15 protein-coding genes are annotated in these 12,860 nt (G+C 55.1%); 9 read left to right on the top strand and 6 right to left on the bottom strand.

Annotated features, from left to right (window positions below; all coding sequences use genetic code 11):
* Positions 1–134: 134 nt before the first annotated feature.
* Together C8N30_RS06610 and C8N30_RS06605 are read left to right on the top strand one after the other, a co-directional pair.
* Complete coding sequence (locus tag C8N30_RS06610) at positions 135–572, top strand: HdeA/HdeB family chaperone (protein ID WP_025063717.1); 438 nt, start codon at positions 135–137, stop codon at positions 570–572.
* Positions 573–691: 119 nt separating this feature from the next.
* On the top strand, positions 692–1,828 hold the full coding sequence (locus tag C8N30_RS06605) for an acetoin utilization protein AcuC (RefSeq protein WP_025063716.1): 1,137 nt from the start codon (positions 692–694) through the stop codon (positions 1,826–1,828).
* Here the strand turns inward: C8N30_RS06605 and C8N30_RS19925 are convergent.
* A complete protein-coding gene (locus C8N30_RS19925; RefSeq protein WP_170151161.1) occupies positions 1,719–2,120 on the bottom strand; it encodes a DUF1294 domain-containing protein in 402 nt (133 codons plus the stop codon). The genes C8N30_RS06605 and C8N30_RS19925 overlap by 110 nt on opposite strands.
* Before the next feature lie 108 nt (positions 2,121–2,228).
* Positions 2,229–3,707, bottom strand: coding sequence for an ABC transporter substrate-binding protein (locus tag C8N30_RS06595; protein ID WP_025063715.1), 1,479 nt, complete (start codon positions 3,705–3,707; stop codon positions 2,229–2,231).
* Between the two features lie 125 nt (positions 3,708–3,832).
* Between C8N30_RS06595 and C8N30_RS06590 the strand changes: the two genes are divergently transcribed.
* Positions 3,833–5,071 (top strand): Hsp70 family protein, encoded by a 1,239-nt coding sequence (locus C8N30_RS06590; RefSeq protein ID WP_037968546.1) that lies wholly within the window; start codon positions 3,833–3,835, stop codon positions 5,069–5,071.
* 37 nt (positions 5,072–5,108) lie between these two features.
* Here C8N30_RS06590 and C8N30_RS06585 read toward each other — a convergent pair whose 3' ends face one another.
* On the bottom strand, positions 5,109–6,389 hold the full coding sequence (locus C8N30_RS06585; protein ID WP_025063713.1) for an acetylornithine deacetylase/succinyl-diaminopimelate desuccinylase family protein: 1,281 nt from the start codon (positions 6,387–6,389) through the stop codon (positions 5,109–5,111).
* A gap of 148 nt (positions 6,390–6,537) precedes the next feature.
* On the opposite strand from C8N30_RS06585, the gene C8N30_RS06580 reads away from it, so the two are divergent.
* Positions 6,538–7,383 (top strand): formate/nitrite transporter family protein, encoded by an 846-nt coding sequence (locus tag C8N30_RS06580; protein WP_025063712.1) that lies wholly within the window; start codon positions 6,538–6,540, stop codon positions 7,381–7,383.
* Between the two features lie 12 nt (positions 7,384–7,395).
* Positions 7,396–8,349 (top strand): YihY/virulence factor BrkB family protein, encoded by a 954-nt coding sequence (locus tag C8N30_RS06575; protein ID WP_025063711.1) that lies wholly within the window; start codon positions 7,396–7,398, stop codon positions 8,347–8,349.
* 21 nt (positions 8,350–8,370) lie between these two features.
* Here C8N30_RS06575 and C8N30_RS06570 read toward each other — a convergent pair whose 3' ends face one another.
* From C8N30_RS06570 to C8N30_RS06560, 3 genes are all read right to left on the bottom strand, one after another.
* The gene (locus C8N30_RS06570; RefSeq protein WP_025063710.1) at positions 8,371–8,715 is read right to left on the bottom strand and encodes a hypothetical protein; all 345 of its coding nucleotides are present in this window, start codon (positions 8,713–8,715) and stop codon (positions 8,371–8,373) included.
* A 1-nt stretch (position 8,716) separates the two neighbouring features.
* The gene (locus tag C8N30_RS06565) at positions 8,717–9,034 is read right to left on the bottom strand and encodes a DUF883 family protein (protein ID WP_025063709.1); all 318 of its coding nucleotides are present in this window, start codon (positions 9,032–9,034) and stop codon (positions 8,717–8,719) included.
* 120 nt (positions 9,035–9,154) lie between these two features.
* Entirely contained in the window at positions 9,155–9,964 is an 810-nt protein-coding gene (locus C8N30_RS06560) for a response regulator (RefSeq protein ID WP_025063708.1), read from the bottom strand.
* A gap of 105 nt (positions 9,965–10,069) precedes the next feature.
* On the opposite strand from C8N30_RS06560, the gene C8N30_RS06555 reads away from it, so the two are divergent.
* The 4 genes from C8N30_RS06555 to C8N30_RS19280 all read left to right on the top strand — a co-directional run bounded on the left by C8N30_RS06555 (position 10,070) and on the right by C8N30_RS19280 (position 12,795).
* A complete protein-coding gene (locus C8N30_RS06555; protein WP_037968542.1) occupies positions 10,070–10,228 on the top strand; it encodes a NepR family anti-sigma factor in 159 nt (52 codons plus the stop codon).
* Positions 10,225–10,782 carry an RNA polymerase sigma factor gene (locus C8N30_RS06550; protein WP_025063707.1) on the top strand — a complete coding sequence of 186 codons (558 nt, stop codon included), beginning with the start codon at positions 10,225–10,227 and terminating at the stop codon, positions 10,780–10,782. Before C8N30_RS06555 ends, C8N30_RS06550 begins: the two co-directional genes overlap by 4 nt.
* 3 nt (positions 10,783–10,785) lie before the next feature.
* Complete coding sequence (locus tag C8N30_RS06545) at positions 10,786–12,507, top strand: sensor histidine kinase (protein ID WP_025063706.1); 1,722 nt, start codon at positions 10,786–10,788, stop codon at positions 12,505–12,507.
* Positions 12,508–12,633: 126 nt separating this feature from the next.
* Positions 12,634–12,795 carry a hypothetical protein gene (locus C8N30_RS19280; protein WP_156949588.1) on the top strand — a complete coding sequence of 54 codons (162 nt, stop codon included), beginning with the start codon at positions 12,634–12,636 and terminating at the stop codon, positions 12,793–12,795.
* Positions 12,796–12,860 lie beyond the last annotated feature (65 nt).

Genomic DNA, 12,860 nt, shown 5'->3' with positions numbered 1-12,860 from the left:
CGCCTGAAACTATCAAGCGGCGCATAAGTTCCAAACGTTCTTTTGCCAATAATCCGGAACGAAACAGGACCTGTTTGCATTGTATCTTCAACGAAACGACGCAAAACGAAGCGTCCGGAAATGGAGAATACATTATGACACGTCTTTTGAAATCCACAGCCATCGCAGCCATCGCCCTCTCGACCGCCATGCCGGCATTTGCCGCGGCGCACCTTGATGTGAGCACAATGACTTGCGGCGAGTACAACGCTCTCTCTGCCGAGGATCGTGATAAAGTCGCGATGATGGCAGTCAATGAACTCCGCGGCTCTACGCCGGGTACCGTAGCGGACAACAATGGCGTCGCCACAGAAACTGCACCGCTTGAGGGCGAAACTGCGGAAGAGTCGACGACCGGAAGCGAAACAACGGTCGCAGACAACAATGGCGAGGCAACGGCAACGACGACCGTCCCCGCCGGTGATGACATGAGCCAGTACGAAGAAGACATCGCGCTTCTGAACCTGACATGTGAGCGTAACGTCGATGCAATGGTCACGGAAGCTGCTATCGGCGGTGGCGGCACACGCTAACCTGCGTCTACCAAAGTGTAAATTTGAGAGGGGTCGCCGCGCGCGGCCCCTTTTTTATTTGCGGAAAATTTCCTGTCGGGTTGCTGTTCTTTTCGGCTGCTCCGGCTAAGTTCTCCGATGTGGATAAACCAATTTTCATCGGACACGAAATCTTTCGCGGCTCCAGTTATGGAGAGCATCACCCTTTGCGCGTGCCGCGGGTGTCTACCGTAATTGACCTGGCGCGTGCGCTTAACTGGTTGCCACGCGGACAATTTATTACATCACCTCGTGCCAAGCCAAAGGCGCTGCAGGTTTGGCACGACCCCGCATATATTGCAGCCCTGCAAAGGGTTGAGGCGGCGCAAGAGATCGAGGGCGATGATTTAACGCGCTTTGGTATAGGGACAGTCACTAATCCTGTTTTCGGGGAAATTTTCCGCCGCCCGGCCACGGCAGCTGGCGGTTCCATACTTGCGGGTGAGCTTTTGTCGCAGGGTGGTGTGATTTATAATCCTGCGGGCGGCACACATCATGGCATGCCCGGACGGGCAAACGGCTTTTGCTATCTGAATGATCCGGTTCTAGCGATGCTATCTTTGCGCCACCACGGTGTGCGGCGCATCGCCTATGTCGATATTGACGCCCATCATTGTGACGGGGTCGCAGCGGGATTTGCGGGCGATCCTGACTGTCTAATGATTTCGGTGCACGAGGAGCGCCTTTGGCCGCGCACCGGATTAATTGATGACGATGCGGGGGGGAATGCTGTGAACCTGCCAGTGCCACGCGGTTTTAACGATACTGACATGGCGCATGTGCGTGAAGCACTGATCCTAACCAAGATAGCAGAGTTCGAGCCGGAGGCGATTGTATTTTTGTGTGGTGCGGACGGTGTAGTAGACGATCCGCTAGCGCATCTGGGGATGAGCAATAACGCCCATTGGGATGTGCTGCGTGGGCTGATGGGGCTGGGTGTGCCCCGTTTGCTGGTGTTGGGCGGGGGTGGGTACAACCCGTGGACCGTGGGGCGGATGTGGACGGGAATATGGGGCATATTGAACGGATATGATGTGGGGGGCATGCTGCCCGACGTTGCCGAAGAGGTGCTGCGGGGGCTGACATTCAATGGCAACAGGCGTGGACGAAATCCGCCCGAGCACTGGTTCAATACATTGCAGGACGCCCCGCAGGAGGACGAAGAGATATGTGAGGCAGTGGTCCAGCGGGTGTCACATCTGGCGGCCCGGCCGATGATGGCGCGGCGACCGTACTGAAATCGGGGTTGGTGAATGCCAATGCGGCAATTACTGACATCAGGGTTGCGGCGATCAACGCCTGAACAATACCGATATTGTTCAGCTCCCACCCGAAGGGTTGTTTGGTAGATTTGTGTCGTAGTCTGTGCTGTGCCAATTTCGCGGCTGGCCACCCGCCGGCCGCCGCCCAGAACAGCAGCCGCGCCTCGGGGATGCGTCGGGCGCGGGTAATTGCAAGCCGCTTGTCCCATGCAAAAGCGACGTATGTGATCAGATTTATAGACGCCGCGTAGACGAATGTCGCAATCAATAATTTTATTTCATCTGATCCGGAAAATCGCGTTTCCGCTTTGCCTGCAACGCGTAAAGGCCCCTGTCGAGGGGGCCTCTACATAGTTTAGGGTGCGCAACCGGTGGCCTATTCAGCCCAGCTTACTGCTGTGAGGTCAGTCGCCTGCGTTGGCTGGTTCGCCCAGAGGCCATGAACTCCCGCCTTCGCAACCGAGAGGGCAGCGAGCTGAAAAAGATATCCGTTCACATAATCCTCAGAAATGATTTTTTGTGCATCACCCAGCATTGTCGTCCGCGTGTCGGGATCAGTGGTCGTGTTCAGGGTAGCCATCAGATCTTGAAAAGCAGGATTGTCGTATTGGAAATAATAATCGGGATTTGCATAAATCGCGATGTCCATGGGCTCGGTATGGCTCACGATAGTGAGGCCAAAGTTTTTGCCGTTGAATACGGATTCGAGCCATTGCGCCCATTCGACATTGGTAATCTCGGCCTTGATCCCAACCTCGGCCAACTGTGCCGCGATGATTTCGCCGCCGCGCCGCGCATAGGACGGTGGGGGCAGGAACAAGGTCGTCTCGAAACCGTCGGCAAAGCCGGCCTCGGCAAGCAGCGCACGGGCCTTCTCCGGATCATAGGCGCTCATGCCGGTGAGGTCGACATAAGCCGGGTTATGAGGGGCAAAATGTGTGCCGATGGGGGTGCCGTACCCGAACATCGCGCCGTCGATAATGGCCTGACGATCAATGGCGTGGGCAAGCGCCTCACGTACCTTAACGTTGTCAAAAGGTGCGACCTTATTGTTGGTGGAGAGGATTGTCTCTCCCTCGGTTGAGCCAACAAGGACCTGAAACCGCGGATCTGCCTCGAATTGGGGAAGGTTCTCGGGTGCGGGGAACCCGGCGAAAACATCAATATCTTCGGCCATCATCGCACCGAGAGCCGCCGTGGGATCAGAGATGAATTTGAACGTCGCCTTTGTTAAAACTGCAGGCGTGCCCCAGTATTCATCATAACGCGATATTTCGATTTTGTCGCCTTGGGTCCAGCTGTCAAATTTGAAGGCTCCGGTGCCGATGGGCGTCTGTTTGATGTTCTCTATGCTTTCGGGAGCCACGATCACCGCGTCACCCCACGCGAGGTTGAAAAGCATCATGCCGTTCGGTTCCGACAGCTTGACCTCGACGGTGGCCGGGTCGATCACATTGACCTCCGAGATAGAGGCATAAAGTGCTTTTTGGGCATTTGCGCTGTCGTCGGCGCCTATTCGGTCGAGCGAGAATTTCACATCTTCGGCGTCCATGGTAGTGCCATCATGAAAGGTCACGCCTCCGTTGAGGGTAAAAGTATACGTCAGGCCGTCATCGGAAATTTCCCAGCTTTTGGCGAGGCCGGGGATCACAGCGCCCGCGCTGTCAAACCGTGTCAAACCCTCAAAAACGTTTGCGTAGAGCACGGAATCGATTGCACCTGCAGCGGCACTGGTCGGATCGAGGTGTGGTGGCTCAAGCTGGATCGCGACGATAAGATCGTCTTTCGCCATTGCGGTGCCTGCCAAAAGAGCGGCAGCACCCACGCCGAGCAGGAATGGGGACAGTTTGAACATGAGAGACTCCCTCGTTGTGTTTCAAGCAAAGGTTAGGCGACGATTGATAAGTTGGCTAGGACAAACCTTGCGTGAACTTTGGCGCTGGGGTAGGGCTGCGCTCCGCAATGGGCGAGGGATCGGATATGGCAGTTCTGGGTGTGGATTTTGGAACGTCGAATTCGGCGGCGGGTATTGCTCGTGAAGGTGCGCCCCAACTTATCCAGCTGGAAGCGGATGAAATTACGCTGCCGACCGCTGTCTTTTTTGATTTTGACCGAAAGAAAATGTTAATCGGGTCTGCTGCAGGTAATGCGCTGCTGGCCGGTGAGGAGGGGCGCTACATGCGTGCCCTCAAAAGTCTTCTGGGCGCACCTTTGATGCGTGAAAAGCGTAATTTGCTCGGAGAAAAGCTCGATTTCATCGATGTCGTCTCGCGGTTCTTGGCGCGGGTGAAGACGGCGGCAGAGGCGCAAACCGGCGAGAAATTTGATCGTGCTTTGTCGGGCCGTCCGGTACGGTTTCACGGTGATGATGCGCGAAACACCCAAGCAGAGGCGGATTTGCGCGAGGCTTATTTGCGTGCGGGGTTTGACGATGTTGCATTTATGTTCGAGCCGGAGGCGGCTGCGCTGGCAAACCGTGCAGTTCTTGATCCGGGGGATCTGGGGCTAATCGTTGATATCGGCGGCGGTACCTCCGATTTTACCCTGTTTCGTAACGAGGCCGAGGGCATCGATATTCTTGCCAGTCATGGCGTCCGACTGGGCGGGACCGATTTCGATCGCATGGTGAGTTTGGAGACGGTGATGCCCCTTTTGGGACGGGGCAGTGAGATCCGCCATGCATTCGGGGGGGAGACCCATACTGCGCCTACGACGATATTTAATGACCTCGCTACATGGCAAAAAATCCCGTTTCTTTATGCGCCCGACAGCCGCCGTCTTGCAAAGGATCTGGCGCAATACGCAGTCGAGCCAGAAAAACTCGGGCGTCTGGTGTCGGTTCTTGGCGATGAGTTGGGGCATGATATTGCCTTTGCCGTAGAGGCTGGCAAGATTGCGGCGAACGGTGCGGGTCGCGGCGCAATTGATCTGGGCGTAGTAGAACGTAAGTTGTCGGTCGTCCTGGGAGACGGGATGGTCGAGGGATTGCTGAGGCCGATGGCCGACGAAATGGCAGCAGCTGCGTTGGTGACGATGGAGCAGGCGCAGATCCCGCCTGACGCGGTCACCCATTTGGTGTTTGTTGGCGGGTCCAGCCTGATGCGGGTAACGCGGGACGCACTGGGCGCGGTGTTTCCACAAGCACAGGTACATCACGGGCACGCCCTTACGGCGATAGTAGATGGGCTAAGCCTTGCTTCGGCAACTGCCTTCGACTGAAGCAATATCGGAAGAATTGGCGTAACTTTTCCCGAAATCAGTTCTTTGAAAGTAGAAGCGTTTCCAATGCGGCACCCATGACACAAGCGCTGTCGATCATGTCGTCCACACCGATCCATTCATCGGGTTTATGCGCCAGCTCCAGCACGCCGGGGCCGTAGGCGATACAATTTTTCAGCTTGCCGATCCGGTCGATGTGTTTTTGATCATAAGTGCCGGGCGATGCGACATATTCTGGGTCTTTGCCCATCACATCACGGATCGCCTGAGCTACGGTGCGAACCACAGGTGCCTCACGGTCGGTCATCGAGGGTAGTACCGAATTTATCTCGGTTAGCTGGTAGTCAAAATCGGGGCGGGTAACGCGCAGACCTTCCAGCAGGGCCGTGACCTCGTTGCGCACGTCATCCAGAGGTTCCTCGGCCAGAAATCTGCGGTCGATGGTGATGCGGCAGCTGTCGGGTACGCAATGCGATGGCAGCCCGTCGAAATCGGCGTCCTGCTCTTTTGCACCGCCGTGAATAGAGTTTATGTTCATCGTCGAGCTGCGGGCCCCTTGGGGTACCACTGGCATGTCGGTGGTGCGCAGGGCCATTGCGGGAAAGAGTTTGTTTTCAAACTCGTTCAGAACCGCGCCCATGTGCCGGACTGCGCAATCCCCCAAAAACGGCATGGAGCCATGGGCGATTTCGCCTTTTGTCTCGATTTCGGCCCACCATCCACCACGGTGCCCAAGACAAATGCGATCCTTGTTCAGTGGCTCGGGGATGATGACATGCTGGACGCGTGCGGGGCTGAAATATCCCTGCTCTGCAAGATAGGCAACGCCGCCATATCCACCTGATTCCTCGTCCGCTGTCCCCGAGATTTCGATCGCTCCCGAGAAGTCAGGATGGATCTCTATGAAGGTTTCGGCCGCGATAATAGAGGCCGCGAGGCCCCCTTTCATATCGCATGCACCCCGTCCGTAGATTTTACCGTCCTTCAGCTCAGCGCCGAATGGATCAAAGGTCCAGCCTTTGCCTTCTTCAACCACATCGGTGTGACTATTAAAGTGCACGCACTCACCGCTGTGGGCACCGACGCGCCGCGCGATGATATTCCAGCGCGGGTATTTTGCACTATCTCCCGGAGTGCCGTGCGCGCGGATGAGCTGTGTCTCGAATCCGTGCGCGGCAAGCCTGCGATCAAGGTATTCACAAATCGCAAGATAATCCTGACCGGGGGGATTAAGCGTGGGAATGCGTATGAGGTCCTGCGTCAGGCTGATCAGCTCGTCGCGTTTTGCTGCAATTGCCAGCGAAAGGGGGGTGATCATTGTACAACCTTAAATTTGAACGAATATTTGCGAACGTGTGCGTAATCTAATACATTTTGAACATGTCTCGCCCATCATTGACGAACTGGTTCGTTGTGCAAGACCTGAATTCAGCCGTTACACCAGCTAACAAGGGTACCGTATCGCAATGACAGCACGCGCCACACGCCAAGAGCAAACCAAAAAAGAAACAGAAGAGCAGTCCGTGGAAGAGGCGGCAGCGCTGTCGCCACGCATGATTTACGAAGTAATCCGGCGCGATGGCGAAGAAGAGCTGGAGCGCACCAAGCGATCGCTTTTCTTGTCAGGAATTGCCGCAGGCATATTAATCAGCCTGTCCGTTCTGGGCGAGGCCGTTTTACGTACATATTTGCCTGACAGTCCGCATCGGTTTCTGATCGAAAATCTTGGCTATTCGCTTGGCTTTCTGGCCGTCATTATGGGCCGGATGCAACTGTTTACTGAAAACACCATTACAACCGTACTGCCCACGATGCACCTGCGCACATTGGATGCGCTTTGGTGCATGTTACGGCTGTGGTCTATCGTATTGGGCGCCAATGTGATCGGTGCCTTTGCAGCAGCTGCGCTGTTTGTCTTTACGCCTGCGGTTTCGTCTGAAGTAATGCCTGCCATCGTGTCGTTGTCCGAGCACGCAACCGGCATGTCCGCTGCGCAGGGTTTCTGGCGGGCGATCCCTGCCGGTGTGATTGTCGCCCTGATTGTATGGATGCTGCCACAAGCGTCGCAGGCTGCTTTTTTCCTGATCCTGACATTTACGTGGCTTATTGCGGCGGGGGATTTTACCCACATCGTCGCCGGTTCTGTTGAAATGGCTGTCCTCGTACTGCGCGGCGATTTAGGAGGTTCTGACGCGGTGTTCGGGTTTTTTATACCTGTCCTTTCCGGTAACGTGATCGGAGGTACAGTGATCTTTACGTTGCTGGCCTATGGTCAGGTGCGCGATGACGTTGAGGCCAAAGCGGAATCGTGATCGGGGAGCGGTATGAGTGATGATGGTATAGTTGACACCCCAAAGAGTGCTCTTGCCACCTTTTGGGCAGCTCTCAAGGGCGGGTTTTTTCAGATTGCGGAGACGAATCTTGCGCTGGTATCGGCGGGCGTCGGTTTTTTCGGTATGCTGTCCCTCTTTCCTGCGATCGCGGCCCTGATCGCGATACTCAGTCTTGTCTCGGATCCTGTGGTTGTAGTGGGGCAGTTAGAGCAGATGCAGGGGCTTTTGCCTGACGATGTGTACGAGATTTTCTATGCGCAGATCCTGAGCTTGGTAACGAGCAGTCCTGATACGCTGGGTATGGCAGGTGCGATCTCAATCGGGGCGGCGCTGTGGTCTGCGCGTGCAGGTGTAGCGGCGATGATGACCGGCCTGAATGCTGTGCATGGCGAGAAAAACCGTGCCACTGCCTCTCATTATATTCGGGCGCTCTTGCTAACGCTTGCGCTGGTAGGGGTGGGGATTGTCGCGCTGATCACGGTTGTCATTGCTCCCGTTGTACTGGCATTTTTTCCGCTCGGAATTATTGCCGGTATCTTGGCGGAAGCTGTGCGCTGGGCCATCGCAATCGTTGTTTTGCTGGCCGGTGTGAGCGTTCTCTACCGCTATGGCCCGAACCGTGGACCCCAGTCGCGAAGATCGATCAAAACAGGCGCGATTGTCGCGGTTCTCAGTTGGGCGGCGGTGTCCGTATTATTTTCCTATTACGTCGCAAATTTCGGCAACTACAATCAAGTGTATGGCTCCATCGGGGCGGTAATTGCGATGCTTGTATGGCTTTGGATTAGCAGCTTTCTAATTCTGCTGGGTGCCGTAGTGAATGCTCAAATTGAGAAGCATGTCTATGGTATTGAAACGCCGGACGGCGCATCACCTTTTGATGAAACAATTGCCGCTCCACCGGAGCAACAGGTCGATGAAACACCGGCGAGCCCGTTACCGTAGCGCCGGGCGCGCCGAGGTTGATCAGCGAGAGCGCGTACGGGCTCCGGCAGTTAGGCCCGATATGAATGCAGCAATCAAACCGTCCAATGTGGGTGGCTTTGGCGCTGCGTGAGCTGGTCTTTTCTTATGGTTGCTTCCGCGCACTGAAACGACGGCAAAACCAATGAGCGCTGCACCAGTAAAAATAGCCCCCATTATCATGGCGGCGTTAATCGGCGATGTTACAGTCAGCAAAAGCATCCAGCCTGCCGCTGTCCAGAATGCAAGACCGATGCACAGCAATATGCCGGCACCGAAGCTTATCGCTGCGGTGCCGGCTGTGTGCTTCGCCTCGCGGCGGGCACTGTCAATAAATGCGGCTAGCATGTTAGCGGCGCGCCGTGATCATACCGATAAGAAAGCCAAGACCTGCTGCAATGCCCAAGGATGCTGCTGGCTGGTTGCGAACGAAATCCTCGGCGTGCAGTTGGGCTTCGAGCGCTTTCTCTTGACCTGCTGATTTCAGTTCTGACGCTTTCGCTTGTGCCGCATGCGATGCGCTCTCGGCTTTCGACACGCCAAATTCTGACAATTTCTGGGTCAGCGTGGCCAAGTCGTTTTTCAGCGTGCCGATCTGTGCTGCGAGGTCGTCAACTGTTACGTCTTTTGATGCGATGCTTTTAAGGTCTGCAGTAATCTTGCTCATGATCTGTCTCCTGAAGCTGTTTGTGTTTTCACAGGACAAACTCCTGAAGTGCTGCATTGTTCCAAGCAAAACGCCCCACCATTTCCGGCAGGGCGCTGAGGCAGTTCAAATTGGCGCTTATCAGCTGTGTAATGTCTCGGTGGAGGAGAAGAACATTGCCTGACTGACTGCCGAGATTACCTGATCTTCGGTATAGGGCTTTGAGATCAGGAACGCAGGTTCGGGCTTATCTCCGGTCAGAAGGCGTTCGGGGAATGCGGTGATAAAGATCACAGGGCGCTGACCCAATTCAGTCAGCAGATCGTTTACCGCATCAATACCCGAAGAGTTGTCTGCCAACTGAATATCCGCAAGGATCAGGTCCGGCGGGTCAGCGCGGCCAAGTTTGACAGCCTCGTCGCGTGTGCGTGCAATTCCGGTAACGCGGTGCCCCATGTCAGCAACGATTGTCTCGATATCCATGGCGATAATCGCCTCGTCCTCGATGATCATCACAGACCCTGCCGCACTATCGGCCATCTCGCGCCGTGCAATGTCGACAAGCGTTTCTGCCTCACTGGCGTCTACGCCAATGATGGTGCCGATATTACCGTAAGAAAATCCTTCTATGGTATAGAGCAAAAGAGCCTCGCGGCTGTTGTTGGTCAATTTCGCCAAATGCTTCTGCGCCTTGGCGCGCGCACCGGATTCGCCCTCTTCGACAGGGGCGCCCGCACTTGCCCAAATTCCGTAGAGCACGCGAAAGAGGCCGGTCTTGACGTCCGTGCCATCCAGCACCGAGCGATCTGCGAGGATAGCCTCGAGAGAGGCTGCCGCAAAGGCATCACCACTATTCTGGCTTCCGGTCAGAGCCCGCGCATATCGGCGCAAATACGGAAGTACAGTTCCGAGCTGGTCGCTCATGCTTTGGGTTGTGGCTGCATCACTCATCCGAGTTGATCCTTTTTTCTTTATATTCTCGGAACCAAACGCGCATGGTGGTGTTAGGTTCCGGTAAGGGACATGTTTTTTGGAAAATTTTGTGGTCGAGGGTGCATGACACGTCATCAAGATAAAAAATCACGCGAAGGGATTATCGAGGAAAATCTCCGCCGCGTCTATGAAGAGGCTATGGATGAGGGTGTGCCGGATCGATTTAAATCACTTCTCGAACAGTTGAAGCAACAAGACAGTGAACAGGACAGCACGCGATGAGCGCGTCTGACCCGCGCGATGAGTTGGTAGAGCATCTGCCCGCAATGCGTGCGTTTGCCATTTCGCTGACCCGCAACGGCTCTGTTGCGGACGATATGGTGCAAGACACGCTTGTGAAGGCGTGGACGAACATCGAAAAATTCCAGGTGGGCACGAACATGCGCGCGTGGTTGTTCACTATTTTGCGCAATACCTACTATTCGTCGCGTCGCAAAGCAAAGCGCGAAGTGGCCGATGTCGACGGCATTTTCACAGAGAGCCTTGCAGAAAAACCGGCTCACGACGGACATCTTCAGATGAACGATTTTCGCGTTGCGTTGGGCAAGCTGAAAGTCGAGCAGCGAGAGGCTCTGTTGCTCGTGGGCGCTTCCGGTTTCTCGTATGAAGAGGCGGCGGACATGTGCGGCGTTGCGGTAGGAACGATCAAAAGCCGTGTCAATCGTGCGCGCACCCAACTGGCGGAGCTGATGGGACTGAACGAGGATGAGGCGATGGAGATGACAGACGATGCAACGATGTCCGTCCTCTCGGCGTCGAAAGTAGCAAGTTTCTAACCCATGACATCCGGCTTTTTACGTAACAGCCTCTTTGGCAGTCTTGCCTTTCGGGTCATACTGTTTTTGTCGCTGGCGTTGCTGCCTATTGGTATAATCGCCTTTGTGCAGAACCAACAGATCGCCGAGCAAAGCCAGCGCACGGCGGAGCTGTCTCTGATTGCTGTGACCGAGCAGGCTGCCGCAACAGAGCGGTCTTTGTTGCAAGAGGCGTTAGGTGCAAGCCGCGCTTTGACCTCGGTTGTAAAGCTAGTCCGGAATAACCCGGCGCGTTGCTCGGACTTTCTAAAAAGTTATAAGGACGAGGTGAGTAAATACCTCGTGGTCGGGTTCGTCGATACGAGTGGCATGATGCAGTGCTCGTCCACCTACCAAGCGTATGACTTGAGGGACTCACCGATTGTTAAAAATCCCAAGACGCTCACCCAGCGGACCGTTACAGGCAGCGCGAGCGGACGCGTATCCCATGCCGAAGCTGTCATTGTAACGGTACCCGTTTTTGAAGAAGACGAGACGATCGGCTTTTTCTTCATCTCTATGGCGAGAGAGACATTGGAGGCCGTAGAGCTTGAGGATCCCATACGCGCACCACTTTCGTTGGTTACATTCAACACGGATGGATTGATAATTTCTTCCGAACTGGACCGGGACCGTGCGCAAACCGAACTGCCAGCGAGCTACCCGCTCGAACAGCTCACCGGGCCAACGCGGCAAGTATTTACATCCCGTAATGCAGACGGTTTAGAGCGGGTTTACGCCGTTATACCGCTGGTTGAGGGCGCTGTGTTCGCCATGAGCGTCTGGCCAAAGGATACAGCCCTTCTGGAGACGGATTTTTCCAGCCGCCTTTCGTCATTCTTGCCTATCGTGATGTGGATCGCCAGCTTGGTTGTTGCGTTCTGGGCGCTCAACCGTCTCGCCATCGCACATATACGCAAGCTTGGACGTCAGATGCGGCATTTTGCGTTGAACCGGACATTGCCGCGGAAGCCCTTCAATGACGGCGTCCCGAACGAGATTGTCGCGATGGAGCAATCGTTTTTGGGCATGGCTCAATCTATTTTGCAGGATGAAGCGCGGCTCGAAGATAGCCTGCGCGAAAAAAACATGCTGCTTAAGGAGGTGCACCACCGCGTCAAAAATAACCTACAGCTTATCTCGTCGATCATGAATATGCAGATCCGACAGGCCCCGACCGAAGCGAACAAGCGGGTTTTGCAACGGCTGCAGGACCGTATCCTTAGCCTCGCGACTGTGCATCAGAGCCTCTATCAGGATAACGAGATGACGCGCGTAGACGCGGGTATGCTGCTGCGCGAAATTGTTGCGCGGAGCCTGGACATCGGGATGGAGCGCAATTCAGGGATCAAAGTAACGGAAGACTATGACAGCATATTGATCGGTGCGGATGATGCCGCGCCGCTTTCATTATTAACTTCTGAAGCGGTAACCAACGCCCTGAAATACGTGGCAAGCGGTCGAGGCAGCAAAGCTAAGATTCACATTAGCCTCAAGCATGTTGGAGAAGAACGCGCAGTTTTGCGGATTATGAACACAGCCGGCGGAAACGCACATGAAGAAGGCACAGGTCTCGGCTCGCGCCTGATCCAGGCCTTCTCCCGTCAGTTGAACGGGGCGCTGGAGATTGTCGATGAAGGTGGTGACTATATTTTGACCCTCGATTTCCCTGTTCCCCAAATGGACAAGGCAACCTACGACTACTGAAGTGGGAACTGCCGTGTTGTTGCAAAATTACCCTGTCTGCAGGGCGTGGAGAGTTTTTAAAAAATGACGGAACCTATCTAAGTCGGGTTCGTTGTCTTCATGAACGCCTAGGAAAAGGAGACGACGATGACGATCGAGATGTTATTCGGCGGCCTCATGATCCTTATGATGGTTGCCATTATTGTACTCACAATGACTGGCAAGCGCGGTACGGACGGAGACGGTTACGATAGGAATTATGAGCATCGTGAACGTACTGACCGCCGCGGTCGCAACGCACGCGATTAGGGATTTAAGCTGCAGATCCAATTTGAAAAAGGCCCCCCGATTTGGTGGGGCCTTTTTCTTTGCTA

This window comes from Sulfitobacter guttiformis (assembly GCF_003610455.1).
Lineage (GTDB): Bacteria > Pseudomonadota > Alphaproteobacteria > Rhodobacterales > Rhodobacteraceae > Sulfitobacter > Sulfitobacter guttiformis.
This window is presented reverse-complemented; position numbering and strand designations above follow the sequence as displayed.